Source organism: Pantoea sp. F_5, from assembly GCF_008631595.1.
Lineage (GTDB): Bacteria > Pseudomonadota > Gammaproteobacteria > Enterobacterales > Enterobacteriaceae > Pantoea > Pantoea gossypiicola.
Genome location: NZ_VWUO01000019.1, coordinates 44,773 through 65,341, shown reverse-complemented (window position 1 = coordinate 65,341; position 20,569 = coordinate 44,773). Strand labels below are relative to the sequence as shown.

General features: G+C 51.1%; 27 protein-coding genes and 3 tRNA genes. 17 read left to right on the top strand and 13 right to left on the bottom strand.

Annotation, left to right across the window (positions count from 1 at the left end; all coding sequences use genetic code 11):
* The first annotated feature begins 3 nt into the window (after window positions 1–3).
* The 12 genes from F3I44_RS20105 to F3I44_RS20050 all read left to right on the top strand — a co-directional run bounded on the left by F3I44_RS20105 (window position 4) and on the right by F3I44_RS20050 (window position 9,842).
* Window positions 4–447, top strand: a complete 444-nt coding sequence (locus tag F3I44_RS20105) for a hypothetical protein (protein WP_150015074.1) — start codon at window positions 4–6, stop codon at window positions 445–447.
* Entirely contained in the window at window positions 447–1,031 is a 585-nt protein-coding gene (locus F3I44_RS20100) for a hypothetical protein (protein ID WP_150015072.1), read from the top strand. The genes F3I44_RS20105 and F3I44_RS20100 overlap by 1 nt, the downstream gene beginning before the upstream one ends.
* Before the next feature lie 93 nt (window positions 1,032–1,124).
* The gene (locus F3I44_RS20095) at window positions 1,125–3,056 is read left to right on the top strand and encodes a lytic transglycosylase domain-containing protein (protein WP_150015070.1); all 1,932 of its coding nucleotides are present in this window, start codon (window positions 1,125–1,127) and stop codon (window positions 3,054–3,056) included.
* Window positions 3,057–3,068: 12 nt separating this feature from the next.
* The gene (locus F3I44_RS20090) at window positions 3,069–3,722 is read left to right on the top strand and encodes a hypothetical protein (protein WP_150015068.1); all 654 of its coding nucleotides are present in this window, start codon (window positions 3,069–3,071) and stop codon (window positions 3,720–3,722) included.
* Window positions 3,719–3,985: a hypothetical protein gene (locus F3I44_RS20085; protein WP_150015066.1), complete on the top strand. Its 267-nt coding sequence runs from the start codon at window positions 3,719–3,721 to the stop codon at window positions 3,983–3,985. The genes F3I44_RS20090 and F3I44_RS20085 overlap by 4 nt, the downstream gene beginning before the upstream one ends.
* Window positions 3,986–4,996, top strand: coding sequence for a hypothetical protein (locus F3I44_RS20080; RefSeq protein WP_150015064.1), 1,011 nt, complete (start codon window positions 3,986–3,988; stop codon window positions 4,994–4,996). It abuts the gene before it with no gap.
* Window positions 4,993–5,601, top strand: coding sequence for a phage baseplate protein (locus F3I44_RS20075; protein ID WP_150015062.1), 609 nt, complete (start codon window positions 4,993–4,995; stop codon window positions 5,599–5,601). Before F3I44_RS20080 ends, F3I44_RS20075 begins: the two co-directional genes overlap by 4 nt.
* Window positions 5,598–5,945 carry a hypothetical protein gene (locus F3I44_RS20070; protein ID WP_150015060.1) on the top strand — a complete coding sequence of 116 codons (348 nt, stop codon included), beginning with the start codon at window positions 5,598–5,600 and terminating at the stop codon, window positions 5,943–5,945. Before F3I44_RS20075 ends, F3I44_RS20070 begins: the two co-directional genes overlap by 4 nt.
* A gap of 61 nt (window positions 5,946–6,006) precedes the next feature.
* Window positions 6,007–7,227, top strand: coding sequence for a baseplate J/gp47 family protein (locus F3I44_RS20065; protein ID WP_150015058.1), 1,221 nt, complete (start codon window positions 6,007–6,009; stop codon window positions 7,225–7,227).
* Window positions 7,214–7,837, top strand: a complete 624-nt coding sequence (locus F3I44_RS20060; protein ID WP_150019578.1) for a hypothetical protein — start codon at window positions 7,214–7,216, stop codon at window positions 7,835–7,837. The genes F3I44_RS20065 and F3I44_RS20060 overlap by 14 nt, the downstream gene beginning before the upstream one ends.
* A complete protein-coding gene (locus F3I44_RS20055) occupies window positions 7,834–9,309 on the top strand; it encodes a phage tail protein (RefSeq protein ID WP_150019577.1) in 1,476 nt (491 codons plus the stop codon). Before F3I44_RS20060 ends, F3I44_RS20055 begins: the two co-directional genes overlap by 4 nt.
* On the top strand, window positions 9,309–9,842 hold the full coding sequence (locus F3I44_RS20050; protein ID WP_223813140.1) for a tail fiber assembly protein: 534 nt from the start codon (window positions 9,309–9,311) through the stop codon (window positions 9,840–9,842). The genes F3I44_RS20055 and F3I44_RS20050 overlap by 1 nt, the downstream gene beginning before the upstream one ends.
* A 116-nt stretch (window positions 9,843–9,958) precedes the next feature.
* Here F3I44_RS20050 and F3I44_RS20045 read toward each other — a convergent pair whose 3' ends face one another.
* From F3I44_RS20045 to F3I44_RS20010, 8 genes are all read right to left on the bottom strand, one after another.
* Complete coding sequence (locus F3I44_RS20045; protein WP_150015046.1) at window positions 9,959–10,504, bottom strand: Rha family transcriptional regulator; 546 nt, start codon at window positions 10,502–10,504, stop codon at window positions 9,959–9,961.
* Window positions 10,505–10,800: 296 nt separating this feature from the next.
* The gene (locus F3I44_RS20040) at window positions 10,801–11,364 is read right to left on the bottom strand and encodes a hypothetical protein (RefSeq protein ID WP_150015044.1); all 564 of its coding nucleotides are present in this window, start codon (window positions 11,362–11,364) and stop codon (window positions 10,801–10,803) included.
* 29 nt (window positions 11,365–11,393) lie between these two features.
* Window positions 11,394–11,636 carry a glycosyltransferase family 25 protein gene (locus F3I44_RS24350; protein ID WP_150015042.1) on the bottom strand — a complete coding sequence of 81 codons (243 nt, stop codon included), beginning with the start codon at window positions 11,634–11,636 and terminating at the stop codon, window positions 11,394–11,396.
* A gap of 343 nt (window positions 11,637–11,979) precedes the next feature.
* Window positions 11,980–12,053 (bottom strand) — tRNA-Gly (locus F3I44_RS20030).
* Window positions 12,054–12,057: 4 nt separating this feature from the next.
* Window positions 12,058–12,133, bottom strand: a tRNA-Thr gene (locus F3I44_RS20025).
* A 1-nt stretch (window position 12,134) separates the two neighbouring features.
* Window positions 12,135–12,210: transfer RNA gene (locus tag F3I44_RS20020), tRNA-Ile, on the bottom strand.
* Window positions 12,211–12,527: 317 nt separating this feature from the next.
* Entirely contained in the window at window positions 12,528–12,755 is a 228-nt protein-coding gene (locus F3I44_RS20015) for a DUF333 domain-containing protein (RefSeq protein ID WP_150019575.1), read from the bottom strand.
* Window positions 12,756–13,121: 366 nt separating this feature from the next.
* The gene (locus tag F3I44_RS20010; protein ID WP_150019574.1) at window positions 13,122–13,328 is read right to left on the bottom strand and encodes a hypothetical protein; all 207 of its coding nucleotides are present in this window, start codon (window positions 13,326–13,328) and stop codon (window positions 13,122–13,124) included.
* Between the two features lie 162 nt (window positions 13,329–13,490).
* Between F3I44_RS20010 and F3I44_RS20005 the strand changes: the two genes are divergently transcribed.
* From F3I44_RS20005 to F3I44_RS23795, 5 genes are all read left to right on the top strand, one after another.
* Window positions 13,491–14,165 carry a hypothetical protein gene (locus F3I44_RS20005; protein WP_223811716.1) on the top strand — a complete coding sequence of 225 codons (675 nt, stop codon included), beginning with the start codon at window positions 13,491–13,493 and terminating at the stop codon, window positions 14,163–14,165.
* A 17-nt stretch (window positions 14,166–14,182) separates the two neighbouring features.
* Entirely contained in the window at window positions 14,183–14,623 is a 441-nt protein-coding gene (locus tag F3I44_RS20000) for a hypothetical protein (RefSeq protein ID WP_150015038.1), read from the top strand.
* Window positions 14,624–15,442: 819 nt separating this feature from the next.
* Complete coding sequence (locus F3I44_RS19995) at window positions 15,443–15,727, top strand: hypothetical protein (protein WP_150015036.1); 285 nt, start codon at window positions 15,443–15,445, stop codon at window positions 15,725–15,727.
* Between the two features lie 289 nt (window positions 15,728–16,016).
* Window positions 16,017–17,039 carry an alcohol dehydrogenase AdhP gene (adhP, locus tag F3I44_RS19990; protein WP_150015034.1) on the top strand — a complete coding sequence of 341 codons (1,023 nt, stop codon included), beginning with the start codon at window positions 16,017–16,019 and terminating at the stop codon, window positions 17,037–17,039.
* A gap of 215 nt (window positions 17,040–17,254) precedes the next feature.
* Window positions 17,255–17,392 carry a hypothetical protein gene (locus F3I44_RS23795; protein ID WP_167493426.1) on the top strand — a complete coding sequence of 46 codons (138 nt, stop codon included), beginning with the start codon at window positions 17,255–17,257 and terminating at the stop codon, window positions 17,390–17,392.
* A 94-nt stretch (window positions 17,393–17,486) separates the two neighbouring features.
* Here the strand turns inward: F3I44_RS23795 and F3I44_RS19985 are convergent, their stop codons facing one another.
* The 5 genes from F3I44_RS19985 to mdtJ all read right to left on the bottom strand — a co-directional run bounded on the left by F3I44_RS19985 (window position 17,487) and on the right by mdtJ (window position 20,221).
* Complete coding sequence (locus F3I44_RS19985) at window positions 17,487–17,672, bottom strand: hypothetical protein (RefSeq protein WP_150015032.1); 186 nt, start codon at window positions 17,670–17,672, stop codon at window positions 17,487–17,489.
* A gap of 116 nt (window positions 17,673–17,788) precedes the next feature.
* On the bottom strand, window positions 17,789–18,049 hold the full coding sequence (locus F3I44_RS19980) for a hypothetical protein (protein ID WP_150015030.1): 261 nt from the start codon (window positions 18,047–18,049) through the stop codon (window positions 17,789–17,791).
* Between the two features lie 162 nt (window positions 18,050–18,211).
* Window positions 18,212–19,354 (bottom strand): acyltransferase, encoded by a 1,143-nt coding sequence (locus tag F3I44_RS19975; RefSeq protein WP_150015028.1) that lies wholly within the window; start codon window positions 19,352–19,354, stop codon window positions 18,212–18,214.
* Between the two features lie 200 nt (window positions 19,355–19,554).
* On the bottom strand, window positions 19,555–19,884 hold the full coding sequence (gene mdtI / locus F3I44_RS19970; RefSeq protein ID WP_150015026.1) for a multidrug/spermidine efflux SMR transporter subunit MdtI: 330 nt from the start codon (window positions 19,882–19,884) through the stop codon (window positions 19,555–19,557).
* Window positions 19,871–20,221 carry a multidrug/spermidine efflux SMR transporter subunit MdtJ gene (mdtJ, locus tag F3I44_RS19965; RefSeq protein WP_150015024.1) on the bottom strand — a complete coding sequence of 117 codons (351 nt, stop codon included), beginning with the start codon at window positions 20,219–20,221 and terminating at the stop codon, window positions 19,871–19,873. Before mdtJ ends, mdtI begins: the two co-directional genes overlap by 14 nt.
* Window positions 20,222–20,569: the final 348 nt, after the last annotated feature.

Here is a 20,569-nt window from a genome sequence, read left to right as displayed (position 1 = left end):
TCCGTGGCTACTAATCCAAAAATCAAACAGGGCGTGCTCAATCGCGTTCGTGCCAGCATCAAATTCAGTGATGTGCCGGAGCTTAATGTGTCGGCCTCCTATCTGGCGAAGGAAGGTATCGAGATTGCTTTTCAGGGCAACATCGTCGAGCCACTGCCCACCATGACCGGCATTGTTCAGTCACCGCAGCCCTACATGATGGCACAGGCAAAAATTCATCTGGTGCGCAGTCAGGCGCTGGCCGCACAGTTTAAAGCGCGCTATGAGAAAGACGGGGTACTGGGCGACTGCCGGCTTTATACCGACAGCAGCACATTCGGTGATTTTGACCTATCGAATGCGTCGATTTCCAACTGCGGAGATATGACCTTCGCTGGGGGCGATCCGGGGCTGCTGATCACCCTGACCGGCATTTATTACACCAACTCTGATATGTGGGATCTGTAATGAAAATAGCGCGCAACATGAATCTGGTGGCTGAAGTGGAGACGGAAAAGGGGACGTGCTGGGTGCACAGCACCCCCATTTCTAAGGAGGTCTACCGGCAGCATTTTTTCATCCTGAGCAAAGTTTTCGCTGCGATATTCAGTGAAGGTCTGGGTGTCGTGGCCGGCCCGCGTATCGCCTATCTGCTGCTCGAGCGGATCGCCAGCGATATGGAGATCTGGGAAGGCGAAACCGGTGTACGCAATACGCTGGTGAATGAAATTATCCGGCTCTCGAATCTGGTGTATCCGGTTGAGGGAAAAGGCTGGGATAACCAGCCGCTTGAGGTGGCGCTGGATAAAGGCATTGTGGATCCGGACGACGTGATCGGTGAGCTGGTTTTTTTTACATGTGTCTCAGCAATAAACAAGCCGGCTCAGGCGATGGGCGTGATGGCGAGCGTGGCTGGACTCTGGAACAGTCAGATTACATCGCTGAATGTTACGGACTGGACAGCATCATTGCCGATATTGAAGCCAGGCGGGAATACTGGCGGGACGGAGAGCACGTCGTCAGCGACCTGCTCGGATACGCTACCGGTATAGGTTTCAGTGAGCTGTTCAGGCAGAGCGGTCTGGAGCTGCGCACGGCCGCGCAGCTTCGCGAGCTGATGAAGTGTAAGCCGCGGGGGATTTTCAGTGAGTGAGAATACACGTCCGGTTCTGGACATTAATATTGATGAATCCCGCCTTAAGCGGATGGAGGAGGTGGTTCAGAAATTCCAGGCTGCACTGCAGATCGGCCCGGGTGGTAAACCCGTTGTGTCGCCGTCCGCCGTGCCGGATAAGAAATTGCCGGTAGTGCCGGCCGGGGGGGGATCCTCCACCATGCCTGGTGAAATTAAAAAGCTGTTTCGTGGTCTGGATAAATCAGCCCGGGGAACACTGAAAACCTTTGGGCTGATTAACAAAACGCTGAGCACCACTCAGACCCTGCTGAAGGGGCTGTATTCGTCGACCCTTCGCTGGTCTGTCCGTCTGGGGTTGCTGAGTACCGGGGGCATGTTCGGTTATGATGTCATGGCCCGCCACGTGGCCACACAATACCGCACAGCCCAGGGCAACAACATGACCACCGGGCAGATGCAGGCGGCCCAGAACGTCTACGGCACCCGCTTTTCCGGCACCGGCAGCATCATTCAGGGGCTGACAAACGCGCAGAATAACCCCTCCGATCCGGCCTATGCAGCTTTACTTTCTCTCGGCATCAACCCTGCCGATGGGGCCGGTGCCAACCTGCCTGCACTGCTGTCACGGGCTGCGTCATTACTGAAGGGGTATAAAAACACCGGCGTTTCACAGGCCGTACTCCAGAGCATGGGTCTGGGTGGCATGATCGATGTGAACACGGCCAATCAGATTTCGGCCAACTCTGACGACATGGGCCGGCTGAATGCGATGTTTGGCGTGCAGTCTCAGCAGCTCGATAAGGATATGGGCGCGGGTACGCAGAAGAGTTTTCAGGATCTGAGCGGTAACCTGTCGAATGACGCCGATCGCGTTCTGAACTCCTTTCTCAGCGCCGTGGCGAAGCTGAATAAACCGATTGGCGCTCTGACGGACGAGCTGACCGCTGATATTGAGACGTTCCTGAAGGGCGGTAATGGTAAAGCCGTTTTTGACACGGTTGCTGACGGGCTGCAGAAGCTGGGTTCCTGGCTGTCAGGGCCGGATTTTCAGAAAGACCTGTCTGACTTTGAAAAAGATATAAAAGATATCGCCAGCGCCGTCAGGGATGCCATTCACTGGTTCGACCGACTGACGGGCAAGGATGAAGAATCGAAAAAGGCGAATCAGCCAGCGGGACCCGAAACAAACAGTCAGGCGATCGCAGGTCTCATGATGGGCACCTATGCAACGCCCTGGGACATGGCAAAGGCTGTGGGGCACACTGCCGGGGTAATTTTTGATAATTCAGCGCTGACACCGATGCGCAATCGTGCGGTCGCAAACGCACAAAAAAATAAATCAGATGCTGAGCGTGCCGCTGCGGGCACGCCCCGCATGGCTAACCCTAACGATCGGCATGCACTGAACGTCCTTAAAAGCCATGTTGCTGATGCCAATTATCAGAGCGGATTACCCGGCGGCATGCTGTCAGCGGTTGCAGGGGCGGAATCTGGCTGGGATATCCGGGCAGTCAGTGCCGCCGGCGCGGGCGGTCTGTTCCAGTTCACGAAAGACACGGCCTCACGTTATGGATTATCGGATGCCGATCGCTTCAATCCGGAGAAGTCTACCCAGGCGGCATCACGTTACTTTCAGGACAACCTGCGACGCTATCATGGTGATATTGCTGAGACGCTGGCGCAGTACAACGGCGGTAACGCTGCCGTAAACAAAGATGGCAATCTGAGCGTGAAGCTGGAAACCATCCGCTATCTGGAAAAGCTGCTGCCGCAGATACGCGGTGGCGAAGAGCAGCATACCGGCCTGATGGGGCGGCTGAGAGCAGCAGAGCAGCAGCTTAATGGCAATCGCGATCAGCGCGTTACGGTTCAGCTCGATATCAATCACAACCCCGGCGCAGACATCAACGCATCGGCGCAGTCACAGTATATCCCGCATTAATACGGAGGGAGAATGTCTCTCAACTTCTTCGGGCAGGCCTGGCGGCTGGCCTTTGAGGTGTCCCCGATCCTGCTCGTCAACGGTATCGCCGCCGATATCCCCGGCGGCACGCTGCCGATCGCCGTTTTCACCGAAGGGCTGAGTATCCTTGACGGTGCGCTGCACGGCGAGCTGTCTGACAATTCAACGCGATTCATGCCCATGCCCGGCACCACGCTGATCCAGCAGGATATCGGGCAGTACCCTTTTTATAATCAGGCGACGGCGGCTAACGCGGTGGTTCAGAAGCCTAACAAAATTATTATGCAGATGATCCGGCCTGCATCCACTACCTCCGGCTATGCGAACAAAACCATGACCTTTATGGCGCTGAAGCTGGCGCTGGATAAGCATAATCAGAGCGGCGGCAGCTATACCGTTCTCACGCCGTCTTTCATCTATACCGGCTGTCTGCTCAGAGCCATGGTCGATAACGCTGGCTTTTCTGCGCAGAACAAACAGGCGCAGTATTCCTGGTCCTTTGAGTTTGAGCAGCCACTTCTGACGGTTTCCCAGCTGGACGCCGCCCTGGGCAATCTGATGAGTAAATTCAGCAGCGGGGCGAAAACGGACGGCCTGTCCTGGTCCGGTGCTATGCAGCAGCTGCAGCAGGAGTTTGGATTTTGACAACCTTTATAGCTTTCAAACCGGTTTCTGATCAGCCGTTCACGTTCAGGGCCAGCGTGGGCGGCAGTCAGGTTTTCGGATCGGTGCCATGGAACCATTACGCCCGCCGCTATTACCTGCAGCTGAAAGACAGCCAGAATGCCGTGGTCGCCTATGTTCCGCTGGTGGCTTCTCCGGATAACTACGACATTAATCTGGCGCTGTCGCTTACGTCCGGAAAGCTGGTCTTCCGGGACAGCACACAGCAGTTTGAGGCAACCTGAATGCGCTATTACGAGCTGGACATAACAGACAGCCAGGGAAAGCCCATCGCGGACGCCGCCGGCAACGCTATCGGGCCGCTGATCAGTACAGACAGCCCGGCGGGAGCACTGAATATAATTTTCGACATTTATATCACCTCTCCGGACGTCGTCACCGGCGGCACGATGCTGGCCATCTATGGGCTGCCCATGGCGGCACTGTCTCAGAGCGTCAATCTGTTCGGGGCGAACGTCACCCTTTACGGCGGCTTTTCAGGTGGCCTGCCGCTGGAGCGACCGGAGCAGCAGGGGGTCCTGCTACAGGGCGAAGTCTTTAACCCGTATGCAAACTGGCAGGGCGTTAACCAGTCGCTGAATCTGATCGTCAATCCGGGGCTGCTGACCGACAAAAACGGCAAAACGCTTAACATCACGGTCGATGGTAAAAGGGGAGAAAAGCTGTCTGACGTGGTCAGGCGGGCGCTGAACGGTGCCTATCCGGATACGCAGCTGGACATCCGGATCAGCGACAAGCTGGTACTGCCTGAAGACTGGAAAGGTGTTTATAACCGTCCGTCACAGCTGGCCACCACCGTTAAAAGCGCGTCACTGGGCCTGCTGAATGAAGCCAGCTATACCGGCGTCAGTCTCATTATGCAGAAAGGGGTGATAAGACTCTTTGATAACCTGACTGCCTCCGGTGCCAGGATGATTGAGGCAGATGAGCTTATTGGCCAGCCAACCTGGATTGGTATCAACCGGGTGTCGTTCAAGACGCCGCTGCGCGGGGATTTGATGGTCGGGGATGAAATCTCGCTGCCTGACGGTCTGGTAAACGGCAACTCCTCATTACTGTCGGTTAATACGTCTGAAGCCTATGGCTCCCAACGCGGGAAACTGAATTTCTCAGGCAACTTTCTTATTACCTCGATGCGCCATGTGGGTGAATTCCGCAATGCGTCGGGGGAGGCATGGGTAACGATATTTGAAGCCGTTGAGACACTTGCCACATCCGGGGGTAAAACATCGTGAGCAACGCACAAAAATTTCCTTTTCTGGCGTCACTGTCGAATATGGCCACCACGCGACTTGAAGACCACAGGTTGCTGCAGGGGCGCGCACTGCCGTGCCATGTTGTGAAAGTGTCTGGCGCTGTCGTGACGGTGCAGTTTGACGTGCTGCCCGGCACCCTTCAGCTGCAGGAAATCACGGTACCGGTGGCGGGGTTTGAATACATTCGCTATCCCATCAGCGTGGGCGATAAGGGTGTCACAGTGCCTGCCGACGTTTCGCTGCGCAGCGTGTCCGGGTTGGGGACCGGCATGGCCGACATGTCGCTGCCGGCATCCCTGACCGCGCTGTTTTTCGTGCCGCTGGGCAACAGCGACTGGTCAGCAGCCGACCCGGATAAAATAACGCTTTATGGTCCCGCCGGCGCGCTGATAAAGACGACTGACGGTAAGGCATCGGTGGCGGTCGACAGCGACAGGATAACGCTCACCGTTGCCGGCCAGACGCTCGAGCTTTCAGCGGACGGCCTGAAACACAATGGCGTCAACGTGGGTGCCACGCATGAGCATGACGTCCAGAACTTGCAGCATGGCGACAGTACCATCACTTCAGGAGTACCGAAATGAGAACGTGGGGCCGCGTCCCCGATGGAAAGGGCGGTAAAAAGTGGGTGGCGGTGGAGTCGGACGCCAGCGGTGATTTTTCCTACGGATGGCTGACGACGCTTATCCAGACTCTGAAGCTCGGGCTGGGCGAGTCGCCGTTTTATGCACAGTACGGCATTCCTGCTCAGCAGTGCATTGTCAGCCAGATATATCCGGACTACTACGTGAACATGGTTCAGCAGCAGTTCGCCGGCTATTTTGCTTCTCTCACCATCACAAAGGTCGCCGGAGCCGATCGGCCGACCTATAACATCGGCGTGATTTTCAACAACGGGGTTTCCTGGCGAGGCGATATCGCCGTGTGAATCATCCCAGGTAAGACGTTCAAATCAGACACCCTGCGGGGTGTTTTTTTATGGAGTAAAAATGTCTGATCTGCCAGTTACTGTTACCGAGGCGGGCGCACAGCCCACGCCACCCGAAACCCTGCTTTCCGGTCTTATTTCTAAAGTTGCTGCTGAGGTTCCGGGATATACGGCCAGCCTGCCGGCCTCACTCATTACGGATCTTGCCAGCACCGCGACCGGCGCGCTGGCGCTTATCGATCAGGCCATGGTCGATGCCATCAACGCCGTTACGCCCTATGGCGCTAACGTGCCGCTGCTGAACCAGCTGGGCAATATTTATGGCGTCAACAAAGGCACCGGCTCTAATACCTCTGTCTACGTGCATTTTTCCGGTTTGCCGGGGTTTGTCGTACCAAAGGGGCTGGTGGTGTCAGACGGCAACTACCAGTATGCAGTACAGGCAAATGCAATCATCCCCGCGTCCGGTCAGACCGGGGGCGTATACTGCCTGGCAATAAGCAGCGGCTCATGGGCCGTGCCTGCCGGGTCGGTAACCCAGGTGATCACCTCGGTGCCCGCCACACAAAAACTGACATGCACCAATGTTGATGCCGGCACGCCGGGGCTGGAGGCACAGAGTGAAGCCGTTTACCGGGCGCGGGTTATGCAATCGGGCATGGTAACGGTGCAGGGCGTGCCAGACCTGCTCAAGTCGCTGCTGGCTAAGGTCGATGGCGTCATTTCCTCGCGGGTGTCTTACCGGCAGGTTAACACCACGCAGTGGGCGGTCATTGTGGGTGGCGGGGATCCTTATGAGGTGGCTTTCGCTATTTACCAGGCCGTTCCTGATATATCCGTACTGACGGGCGATGTTAACGATCCTTCTGGTAATGAACCCACGGTGATTACATCAACGATCACCAGCTATCCGGACAGTTACACCATTCCGTTCGTTAATCCGATATCGCAGGCTCTGGGCATCATCATTACCTGGAATGCCACCCTGGTTGATTTCTCGGACGAGACGATCAGCGCCGCCGTGATCCCGGTGATGGTGGACTACATCAATGGCATTGCTATCGGCGACCCGGTCAGCATTTATCGCATCCAGAAGCTGTTCCTGACTGCCGTGGCCGGCATTGTCAGTGAGGACTTAGTTTCTTATATCGATGTTGAGGTGAAGGTAAACGATAAAATCGTTAAACCGGATGACCATACCGGCCTGATTTCAGGGGATGAGTACGGTTATTTCGCGACTGACTCAAGCCAGATAACGGTAAAACAGTATGAAGCCAGTTGATAAAATTATTCCCGCTTATCCCTTTGTGCAGTACCGGGATGATCCGAACGTTGTCGCGTTTTTTAATACCTATAACACCCTGGCCCAGCAGTATCTGACCGCCTTTAACAATCTTTATCTTCCCTGCTGGACATCATCACTGGTCACCGGAAATCTTCTCGACTGGGTCGCTAAGGGCATCTATGGCGCGGAAAGACCGTTGTTACAGACATCGACGGCGACGGTTGCCGAAGGCCCCTATGACACCGCTGAATATGACGAAGTGGCCTATGCCCGGATGAAGAATTTTCACCCTGGCACGTTCCAGCACCTGCCTGACGAATATTTTAAGCGGATCCTGACCTGGAATTTTTATAAGGGGGATGGCTTTCAGTTTTCGGCGGAATGGCTCAAGCGCCGCATTGCCCGTTTTATTCACGGACCCGCCGGGACCGACCCGCAGCTGCAGAACACCTTTGACGTGAGCGTAACCAGCAGTGCGGGCAAATTCACGCTGAAAATTCCGGAATACGGCGATGGCGTGGGTGAATTTCTGGTTAAGGCAATCAACACGAAGCTGGTGAATTTGCCGTTTATTTATAACTTTGAAGCAGAGGCAGTGGAGCAATGATTACGGGTTTTGGAAATAACGTTGTTTCGGCCCTGGCCGAAAATGTGACGTCGATACAAACGACTATCACCGTGATGCCTGATCAGGGTGCGATGTTCGCCGCGCTGCTGACCGCCGATTTTGAGAACCCCTCAAACCCTCAGAATATGTACGCGATTATCACGCTGACCAACTCCGGGCAGACTGCCCGGGAGATCTGTCACCTGACGGCAGTAAAGGGCGACGTGCTGACGGTTGTACGCGGACGGGAGGGGACGACAGCTCGAGGCTGGTCACTAAACGACGTCGTGGCCAACTTCGCCACGCGGGGTTCTGAAAATGGGTTCGTACAGGCGGAACAGCTGCAGACCGGCCAGTACACTGCAGCTGTTGCTGGTGGGTCAGAGAACGTGCTGGCCATCCAGCTGCCGGGAACGTTTTTTCTGAATAACGCCACAGACTGGACCTTCAGAACGCCGATTATCGTCGTGCCGACACTGACCAACACCGGCGCGGCGACGCTGCAGCTGGTGATCGGCGGTAAGGTGCTCGGAACGTTCCCGCTTTATAAGGGCAATAAAGCTGAACTCGAGGCAGGCGATATCATCGCTGATATTCCGATCGCGTGCCTGCTGGATAAGAGTAAAACATTCTTCAGCGTGATAAACCCGGTGAAGGTCTATTCCCTGGATAAAGGGCTGGTGCGCAGCGTAAATAAGATCCTGCCCAATGATAAAGGGGCTGTAACGCTTAAACCTGAAGACGTAAGCGCCGTACAGCAGGGCGGTGGCACCGGCATGAAAGATAATAAGGTCTATTTGGGCTGGAGTGGCACAAAACTGATTGCTCAGGTTGACTCTACTCAAATGGGCGCTCTGTTTTACGAGAAGAATCCGCCTACAGCAGCACAGACAGGTGCCTATCCATTATCGGGTGGAGAGGTAGAGGGAGAGGTGTGGTCTGCGGTTGATAATAACTATCGTTTAGTTGCAGGCAACCGGGGCGCGTTCTGGCGGTTTGACAGTAGCAACATGTATCTGATGTTCACTAATGATGGCGATCCTCATGGTGGCTTTAACGATCTGCGCCCACTCATTGCTGATTTTGCAACAGGTAAACTATCAACCGGGCATGATTTCAGTGCGGGCGGCAATGTTTACAGTGGAGGTGGAGCCAGCCGTTTAGCTACAGACGGCAATATCTATGGCTCTGTATGGGGTGGATTTCTCAATAACTGGATAGCGGGTCAGATTTCAGCGCAGGTAGGGGCAGTACAGACCTGGGTGAGTCAGAACTTTGTAAACAGTTCGCGTCAGGCATCCGCCACGTGGTCTGGGAAAGTTGGCGGTGGGGCTGGGCTACAGGTGCCAGCTGGCTGCGTAGTGATAGGTGCCAGAAATAACGGAAGTTCAGACGTGGCGAACATGAGCCTTTTATATGCTGCCCAGCAAATTCTCGTTAATGGCAACTGGATGACAATAGGATTAGCGTAATGGTCTTAATGAAAAATCTGCACGTGTATAACGCCGAAATGATTGCCGGTAATTCCGTGCTGTTTCTGAAGGACGATGCCGGTCGTGACTGGTATGAGTCGCAGAAATTGTTTGACGATGAAACACTGAAAGTTGTTTTCGACAGTTCGGGCATCATTGTTTCAATGAATTATGATGTGTCAACGTTGTGGCCGGTAGATAATTCTGTCGCAGAAGTCGCCGCAGCAGATGTGCCTGAAGGAATCGATATTACCGGCAACTGGATGTTTGACGGCAAAAATATTGTGCCGCGTACCTATACCGCCGAAGAGTGGCAGGCGAGAGCGGAAGCACAGCGTCAGAACCTTCTCACCGCAGCTAACGCCGCCACCGCCGACTGGCGCACAGAACTTCAGCTGGACACCATCAGTGACGAAGACAAAGCCAGCCTGGTCAAGTGGATGGCCTATATCAAAGCGCTTAAGGCGGTGGATCTCAGCAGCGTCAGCGATGAGGCAGGGTATAACGCGATTGTCTGGCCGGAAGAGCCATAAAAAAGCCGCCGCACAATTGCTGGTGTCGGCATGCGTGCGGCGGCTATAGCATCGCTCAGAGAGCAAGGACGAGGTAGAACTTAATTATTATAGCCGGGATGGTTAAACATGGGCGTTTACTTCAGCGCCAGCAGCTGTGCCAGCGTCATATTTTTAAGTTCTTCCTGGGATACGCACATATACCCGTTCTGTGCCGCCCACCAGTGCACTTTTTCCATTGTAGCCACAACTGCATTGGCAGGGACTTTTTCAGTAAAGCTGATCTGGTGATGTTCGTCGAAGTGGATCAGAAGAGAGTGGCCATCACCCTGGATGATGTCGCGGGATTCGGAGCGGTGGAGTTCGGCTTCCATGCGATCAAACTCGGCTATGTAAGCCTCTTTGAACGCCGCCGCTTTTTTGCCGGCAAATCCCATGACCAGGAAGACGAAGCCGTTTTTCGTGATTTCGTAGGCTGGCCGTTGCTCACCCTTTGCGTCGGTATACTTGACGGGCGCAAAATTGCGCCGGTTGAATTCTGGTGAGGAATCAAGTAAGTCAATCTTGCGGAGGATATCTTTATGCTGCTTGTTAAAAAAGTCAGCTACATCTAACGAAGTTGTAACTAGGTGACCTTCACGGATGCTAATTTGGGGAATTTTGGTTGAAATAGATTCTAACATGGTTTGTATCCTCTGAGTTTCGTTGAATGGTGGTCGGGTGCTTCAACACCGCTCAGAGACGGCCCGTAGTTTTCCCTCCCATCCTGAGAGGTGTTATATGTGCTACGCGCCACCCGACCATTGTTCAATGAAATCTGGACACAAAAAAACCGCAAGTCTGCCGGGCGCGGTAACCGCTCTGAGAAGGTGTGTTGAGCACCGGAGACAACTTTATAAAATTTTGATTTTAAAATCAAGGTGCTTGTGCCGCCCTAATCACCAGCCCAAGAATGCCATAGCTTGCGGTTAAAATATCCTTATTTTTCATTCGAGGTCTTTGAAATACTATCAAACCTGAATAAAAAAGATGGTTCAGATAAACCACCGTATAAAGTTAAACTTAATTCACTTGCACAAGTGTTTTTATAAGGAATGAATTCACCAGAAAATGTAACTACATCACCTTTGTGTAAGTCATATATTTGTTTGTACAGTTGGCTATTTTTGGGTATTGTAGTTTTTTCATTTATATCCGAAAGCGCATTGTTATATGTTTCTATGCTTATATTGTATGGTAGTTTTACTTCGAGAGTTGCATTGTCTTTCAAAGTTGATCCAATGTTTTCAACAGTGCCTTGCCAGTTCTGAATGTGGTGGTTTTTAGGAAGGGATTTGCATATTTTTTCGTCTCGTAAATTTCTTACGTCCTCTCTCTGTAAATCATTGGCCTCGTCATTACTATTAATTGATTCCTTTACAATGCTAATGAATTCTTTTTCATCTTTAGGTCTACTATCTTCTGGCTCATTCGGCTGTCCGAAAAAGTAAAGCGCTGAAAAAAATATTAGGACAAGGATATATTTATCAAATCTACTGAACATCAATCCACCTATATTAATCCGTTGTTAATTCATTGATAGTTAATTATTTCTGATCTGCCAATAGCAGTTATAAACGCGGGCGCACAGCCCACTTCACCACAGCTAAGTGCGTAGTTCAGAGGTCTGGTTTCTTTCATGATGTCTGTATATGAGAGCTGAGATCCGTCAACAGCTTCAACTATTTCGTATTGAAGATTAAGGCGAGATAGTTGTTGTTCCATAGAAGCCCTACGCTCGGGGGATCGCGCCAGATTAATGACGAATATCTTCATCACAGATAGTCCTTTATGTGGTTCGAAGGGAGAAAGAAAAGAAGGCTACCAACGAAGCGCTTCAAAACGTTGGCAACCACTGAGGCATGGTCAGCACGAGGATAAACAGGAATTGCCTCAAAGCGCTACACAACATCACGAGACAGCATACAAACTCAAAAAAACGCCCAATCGCAGGGCGTCACCGAATACCGATGCAATTAGCATAGAGTTTATATAGTTGTATCGTGAGGTCGCTCTCACAAGAGGGATTATGCGATGATTAAAAGCAATATTAGTTAAACGGAATGGGTTGGGATGCTGAATATATTGATTCTTATCAATATTTGTTGTGTTTGACATTTGGAGCGGCCAGCGGGAATCGAACCCACATCATCAGCTTGGAAGGCTGAGGTAATGCCATTATACGATGGCCGCGAAATGGTGCCGATTACCGGAATTGAACTGGTGACCTGCTGATTACGAATCAGCTGCTCTGCCATCTGAGCTAAATCGGCATGGTGGCCCCTGCTGGATTTGAACCAGCGACCGGGCGATTATGAGTCGCACGCTCTGACCGCTGAGCCAAGGGGCCGGATGCTGCGGTGCCGGGTGCCTCCCGGTAGATCGGCAAAGCCAGACCGACCCGCTTAGTATTCTGCACTTTCAGCTTAAGCCCCGCCGCACAGGGGGATTCACCGCAGCGAAGGGAGCATAGCGGCGGACGCTTCAACAACCTTTCAACCTGCCATAAATAAAAAAGCCCGCCACTCACGAAAGAGGCGGGGTACATAGCAGAGGATGCCTGCCAAATAAACATCGCTGGGTTTGTAGCTGCTAAGGATAGACAGCCACAGATTAAGCGTAGCGGCTGGTTGATTTATATCAAGTAAACCGCTCGGTTCACTTCAGTTACTTATTATCTCTTCTGTACAGCGCCCACTCTTCGATACGTTCCCCGCTCGGCAGGGTACAGTAGCCTGTCTCACCATCCGGACCCTTCACAATGTCCAGTTTGCCGCCGATTTTTTCACAATACACTGAGGCAGGGTTGGCCATGCCAATCTGTTGGGGCTTATCGTTGTGAGTTGTGCAGGCCGCCAGTAATGTAGTGGAGGCAATCAGGGTGAGAATTTTCATTACAATCCTTATATCTTGAGGCGGTTATGCCGATCTTAAACTGAGTATAGATCTATCTGCTAGTCTGGTTTAGTCATTAGGCTACGTAGAGTTGCATTCTGACTCAAAACGCACCGCTGAACCTTTGCGGCAAGTCACTAATAGCAACGAAATTTCCACGAACTTATACGAAAAAAATGATATGTATTTGATTTAAATGAGGTGAATTAGCACGCTTTTTTGATTAAAAATCGAGCTTTAGATGACTTAATTTTCTGATTTTAAAGTGGATTTCTTGAGGGTGGCGACAACAGGAATCGTATTCGGTCTTTTTTTGTTTTTACGATTTATAAATTTTTACGGTGATTGTTACTAACTATCCTGAAATCATAATATCCATTCCATTCCATTCCATTCCATTCCATTCCATTCCATTCCATTCCATTCCATTACGTATTTCTGACCGCTCATTCCGCGCACTTCGGCAAATACCTCCCATCTATGTATCCGGGTCATTACGTTGGTTAAAATCTTCATGACAAGCATGCCGTTATTTATTTTGATGACGGGGACACAGTTACGATAATCAATCATTCGGTGCCCATTAAGTGAAGGTCTGTTCAGGGACACTACTCGTGCAGAGGAATGCATGACTTTGTACTTAGCTGTCAGACGGATGGGGAGCTATCGGAGAATGATTGTTTTATCATCCTGTGGCACAATAAAGCAGCTATTATCATAAACGAGGGATCGAGAATGATTTCAGGCACAGCAGCAAAACAGGAACCCGGACGTTACTACACATTTGAGTCAAGACTGCCTCACGGCGTTTTTTTTGAGATTCGCCCCGGCCATTTGCCCCGAAATGCCAGGCCCGTAACAGATGAAACCAGCGGTATGTGTATCGGTTATTCGGTCGCACAGGCTCCGGGGTTGTGGCAGATTTATGATGTTGAGGGGCGTTTTGTCAGGCTGGAAGAAGCGCCACTTGAAACACCTCTGATTGATCCCACGGATATTGCCCTGTTTGGCTTGGGTATTTTTCGTATCCTGCGTACAGGGCGGGTGCTGTTTGAATCAGGGGCACGTGCCGCTATTTATGCGAAGCTCAGTCAGTCCACTATATCCTTTCTGCGCAGCAGACTTAAAGTCGGGCTGCATGCACGCAACCTTAAAATGACTGAGGCTGCTGCAAAACACATGCATGAACCGGGGCGCTATGTCCCTCTGCAAATTCAGGAAAGAGCGATTCGCTATGGCAGGCGGATGGCAGATCCCCGCAAAGGTGAAGGTATGTTCAGATATGAGACCAGAATGTTTAAACTACGCTTTAATAAGCAAACAATAGAATATGAATATAAAGAATACACACTCGAAGTCGTCGTGCGTGAGTCAGACTGGACGATATCGCATTTTAAATACATGGACTAACTGACTGGAAAACTTGTATGTTTGATTTACGCAATGAAGATTTCACATTTGTGATTTCTCCTTTTGAAAGAATCTCAGACGATGAGGCCGACCCGGTTGGGCATCTATGGGACTGGATCCAGTCCTGGATTGAGTTCTCTGTTAGCGGCCTCAAAATGCAGTTTCAAACTGAATTTACCATCGGCGAACTAAAGATTTTAAAGGATGAGTTTTTCGAACATTACCAGGCAATCATCTCGCAGCGTGAATTAAAACCTTTTAATTTTCGCAGCGAACGCGGCCAACTCAATATGGTTATCAGAAAAGCGACGGGTAAAGATGGTGTTATAGTGGAGTTTGATATTCGCCCGGAACCACATGCCGACAGCGTACAGGTTAAAGGTGGTTTTGGCCTTGATGAAAGCTATTTCCCAGACATTTTGAAGCGACTAGATGAAATGATCCAATGGCAGAATTAAGCCCTGGTTGTTTATCATTTTGTATAAAACTGCCGGGTGGTGGCTTATTCAGACCGGCTTTTTGGCCATTTAAAACATGGAGTTCCTGTAAGACTAACCGCCTGGACATTTTACGCGTATTTTACATTCTGAAAGGATGTTCTTTTAGATATTCTTTATCCTTGCAAAACATTGATGTCAGAATGGCTATGACACCCTGTCAGGAAGATGCTGTGGATAATACTGATGGAGTGTCGAAGTTGCATTTTATGGGGAATGGCTAAAATGAAGGAAGTCATACTGTGGCTGATAAAATCTTTTTCTGATTGTGTTTTTTAGCAGTCATGGTGACAGGCTTATATTTTATTACACAGTTTATTCCTGAGCATGTGGCGCTTCCTTGCTTGGTATGGATAATCGCTGTTTCTTATGTATATGTGAAATTTTATTCAAGATGTTAGTTGAATTGGTGTTTCGAAAAGAATACTTAATTTATCCTGATAAAACCAATTATAAATAATGTGCTTAAAAAGAGTTTTTGGCTGCCATTTAGCGATTATATCAACGGGATACCTCTGATTGAAGCTAACAAAGCCTATCCGTTCATGAGATTCACTATCAGTCTTAAATTCTCAATTCTCAATTCTCAATTCTCAATTCTCAATCGCCTTACTACTGCCAGCACAACCGTAGAAAATAGCCTTCCTACACGCCAACTCCACCCCAAAATTGACCTCAATCAACCTCTCCCAACATCCTCCCCAGACCCCTCACCATGTTTACCCACCGTATAAAAACTCAGTCGTAACCTGCCCCGGTCATATTCAAACAGGATCTGTTATGTTCTTAAAAAAAGTTATCCCATGTGTAATTGTAGCGCTGGCAAGTGCCGCAATGTCAGGCTGTGTGATGGCTGAGGGCGGTCATCATCATGGCCCATCTTCTGACTGGCATCGTCATCATGAAAACCGGCATAACGACACCAGCTGGAGTCAGCATGCCGGACCTGCTGCGTCAGCAAACAATGCTTCTCAGCATATGGGACCACCGCCAGCGCCGGATAGTGCCGCACAGCATATGGGGCCGCCACCCGCTGACAGTGGCATCCACCGCTGGCACTCTTAAGAGGCGTTTGAGCAATCAGTACGAAATCATCTGAAGCGACAGGGGCTTAATCGCCCCTTTTAACAGGCAATGTTCACCTGACCAAATTGTTCAGTAAGCGCGCTTCATCTCTACCCGACAGAGAACGTAAGCCTGACGAAGCGTTGCCGTTAAACACGATCCCTAAAAAACCGACCCCACTCGCAAAAGTCACAACAACTCTCGCAGCAAGCACCTAAACCTTACCTGTCATCTTGTCATCATCTCCGTTTGGCTTATTCTTAATCTCCAGTCAAAAGGAGGAACGTTTATGAAAGCGGCAATTGCTAATAGTGAACACCAGGTTGAAGTGGTTGAGAAGACGCTGCGTCCTCTCAAAACCGGCGAAGCGCGGCTCAGGATGGAATGCTGTGGTGTATGCCATACCGATTTACATGTGAAGAACGGTGATTTTGGTGATAAGACCGGCGTCACGCTGGGCCACGAAGGGATTGGTATTGTCGAGGAGGTCGCGCCGGATGTCACCTCGCTCAAGCCGGGCGATCGTGCCAGCGTCGCCTGGTTCTTCAAGGGCTGTGGACACTGTGAATACTGTAACTCCGGTAACGAAACGCTCTGCAGGGACGTCATCAATGCCGGTTTTACCGCCGATGGCGGCATGGCTGAAGAGTGCATCGTCGTTGCAGATTACTCGGTCAAAGTTCCCGACGGGCTTGATCCCTTTGCCGCCAGTAGCGTCACCTGCGCCGGTGTCACCACCTACAAAGCGGTAAAAGTATCAGAGGTCAAACCGGGGCAGTGGCTGGCAATTTATGGTCTTGGCGGACTGGGAAATCTCGCGCTTCAGTATGCGAAAAACGTCTTCAACGCCAAAGTGATTGCAATTGATGTCAGTGACGGACAGCTGGCGCTGGCGAAAGAGATGGGAGCCGATCTGGTCGTCAACTCTGCCAGCGAAGATGCGGCACGCTTTATTCAGGAGAAAACCGGTGGGGCACATGCTGCTGTGGTCACAGCCGTCGCCAAAGCGGCCTTTAACTCGGCGGTGGATGCGGTCAGAGCCGGAGGTCGGGTCGTAGCAGTCGGACTGCCGCCGGAAGCAATGAGCCTGAATATCCCGCGACTGGTACTTGATGGCATCCAGGTGGTGGGATCGCTGGTCGGAACGCGCAACGATCTGGCGGAAGCTTTCCAGTTTGCGGCAGAAGGCAAGGTGGTGCCGAAAGTGACCAAAAGGAAGATTGGTGAGGTTAATGCCATCTTCGATGAGATGATTCACGGCAAAATCCGCGGCAGGATGGTGATCGATTTTACCGGTCAGTCTGCCAGTTAAAACCCAATTGAGCGTCACTAAGGCCCGCGCATTGCGGGCTTTTTTATGTCTGCACAGCCTGTTTCTGCCATGTGAATGCCTTAACACCTGTTCGCCACAAACATTAATAAGCTCTGCTTTATGTTTCATTGTGTGATTTTCACTTGCACTTTACCGGTAACATTATAGTTTATGAGAGGAAGGCATGATTACACACAACCGAAGGAGTGTTATTTATGGCGAAGCATCACTTACTTAAATCCATTGAAATTGCTGCAATTGTACTGTTTGTCCTGATACTGGCGTATCTGGCTGTGACCGGTCTGATGTCATCAACGGGCATGGATCACGCCTGGCCTTATCCCACTAAGTAACTAAGTGCGGCACCAGGGAAATTATAAATAATATAAATAGATAACCTTTCCCTCTCGAAGGGATAAACCCCGCTATCGCGAGGTTAATCAGAGGTTACACCAGACTTACTGACAGCAGCGTCAGCTCTTCAGTTTCCAGCGACAGGCTTTTTTTGGTTTCGAACATAAAGGTTTCAAGCGCCTCTTCAACATCATCGCCTTCTATAAAAGCGTGCGTCGTAACATGATTTTCACCCTTTGGCTTAATCACGTAGGAAACAAACCACTTCTTCTTTTCCATGATGCTTTTCCTCTTCTGAAAATAGTAAAGCCGCGTGGCGATAATGCCTTAACAAGCCGTTCTTTCGCAGGATCCTCAGCGGAACCTGCCTTTAAACGCAGCGTGGCCGACAAAGGCTAATCAAGCGGGGCAGGATGCAGCAGGTCAATTACGTCATCGATTTCATTGCTGGCTGCGTGGCGATCCAAGGCAACCGCGTAGTAACGTCCCTTACAGTAGTGCTTCGTGACCGCCACCCGATGGCCCGTATCGCTGTCAGCTTCACCGCCGTTCGGTGTTTGCAGATGGGGCGGGATTACCAGCTCACTTTCAAGTTGTTCTGCTTCAATGATCACCGCGCCACCGTCACTGGATAGCAGCAGATGCTGAATGCTCATGTTCTCTCCTTTGCATCAGATTGCTAACCGGGAAAGTGTAGTTCACCTCAGCAGGCGTGCTGACGAGAGCGCGTAATCAATGCCTGTGGAGGGCTGATTAACGGCGTCAGAGGCAATAAAAAAGCCCCGAGAGGGGCTTTTAAGAAATGAGTGGTCTGAAACTTAGCTGGTCTGATCGGCCAATTTCGGCTTCAGCATGCGTTTACCCATCTGAATGCCGGGCTTCTCAACATACTTGTAGAGTAAAGAGGCCAGCGCATAGGTGAGTGGAATAGCAGAGATGCAGACGATCAGGAAGCGTATCGCGTCGCTCTTAAACTCAAAGTCAGTATGAGTGAGCAGCTGGGCGATCAACGGGATCACAATCAGCAGGTGCAGCAGGTAGACCGAAAACGAGACGTCGCCCAGCCATGTGCTGAGTCGGTTGTTCAGTAGCTTACGCGGCAGGGCAATCAGCTGAGCCATCATGCTGCTCTGCGGGTATTGCCACAGAATCGCCGCCATACCAACGATCATCAGCGCCTCCATTATCACCTGCAGTTTGATCGCATCCATGCCAATCGCCACGGTGACGACCGGGCCGAGCAGCGCATAGCCGACATAGAGCAGGGATTTACGGCGAATCGCTTCGGCCAGCAGCATTCCTGCCAGGAACATGTTCAGCTTAATCAGGATCATCGAAGGCATCTCAAACGCCTCATAATAATCGGCCAGCACATACCGACCGGCGCAGCAGAGCGCCATGATGCCAATCAGCGAGGCGGCATAACCAAAGCGCAGCGTGACCAGCATGATGAACGGGAACAACAGATAGAACTGCATCTCCAGCCCGATACTCCAGTCTGGCAGCACGGTGTTAAACCCATACTCGGGCAACATGCCGAACAGGAAGCTGACGTGAGTCAGGATGTTAGCCAGCGACTGGTCGTTGTAACGCGACGACTCCGTGGCGGTGCCGGAATAGAAATGCGCAATGGTGTCACGCATCTCACCAAACCACGGGCCATAAATCAGGGCAATGATTAACAGCAGATAGTAGAGCGGAGCGATACGGAAGAAGCGGCGGACCCAGAACTTCTTAATCGTCTCCGCGCTCTGCCATGGCTCTTTCTGCTGGCGCTCGACGTAGTTTTTCGCCATCAGATAACCCGATAACAGAATAAACAGGTCGACCCCGATGCCCGGTGATGAAATCAGCGTGATATGGCAATGAACCAGTAAGCTGATATGGCCAACCAGTACCCAGAGAGAGGCAATGCCGCGTAATCCTTCCAGCTCCGTTGACCAACCTCGTGTTGCAGACATAACTTTTCCTCGTTTTTATCCGGCTTTTGGCGCTCACTAAGCCTTAAGGCAAAAGATATGTAAACGGGCCTTTACAAAAGTAAGAGGATTCCGAGCACGGAGATAAGGAAAAAATCAACTGCAAAAGGGCGGGAAAGCACGCAAAGGTAAGGGCGTACACGCGTACACCCTTGACCGGAATTACTGATTGAGATGAGCCATCAGGCCAGCTTTAACAGGATCATGCCAGCCAGCAGAAGAGTCAGACCGGCCCAGCCTTTGCGGTTCAGTCGCTGGCCAAACAGCACCCATCCCGCCGCGACAGTAGCGATAATCCCAAAACCGCCCCAGACCGCATAGGCAATCGACAGATCAATACCTTTGACTGCCTGGGCCAGTGCGCTGAATGCGAGCAGGACACAGCAGAGCGACAGCACGCCGTGCAGCGGTTTCTTAAACCCATCAGAATATTTAAGGAATATGTTGGCGGCAATCTCCAGCACGATAGCCAGTGCCAGCCAGGCGGCATGAACAAAATCAGCGATGACCATGATTAACCTCCGCTGATGATTGGGTGCCTGTCTTGATCAGCACAATCCCGACGATTAGCGTGACCAGACCGCAGATTTTCAGCGCTGACAGCGCTTCGCCAAACAACTGTACGCTGAATAACGTAATCAGCATGATACCAATCCCTTCCCACAGGGCATAAGCCACACCCAGGGCGATACGTTTGATGGCGAAACTCAGCAGAATATAGGAACAGGCGATCATGCCCAGCATCATCAGATAGCCTGAATGGCTGCCATTGAGGCTGGACCACTTCATGAAAAGGGTACCAATAATTTCAGTAACAATAGCGAGTGATAGTAAAACCCAGGCGCGCATGGGTGCTCTCCAGCAACGATAAATGACGACCTGCCACAGACAAGGCAGACTCAGAACAGTGTCGAAGTGGTGAGGGGACTACAGGGCGTTACGCCAGTGCTGATCGGCGACGTTCCAGCCAGAAAGGAAGGTGGGGGTAAGATGTGACATGAACATTCTGCTCATAAAATTTACAACGCATCCACATTGTTGCTTCTCATCAGTGGACGGGATAATGCCTCCGGTTAAATACACGCCGGATTTATAGCATTCTGCACATCATGAAATCAACAGCAGATACTGCTTTATTTGACGCAGGTTAAGGTTTGATGGTTTGAGAAAGGAAGTCTATGTAAAAGGATGTATGGA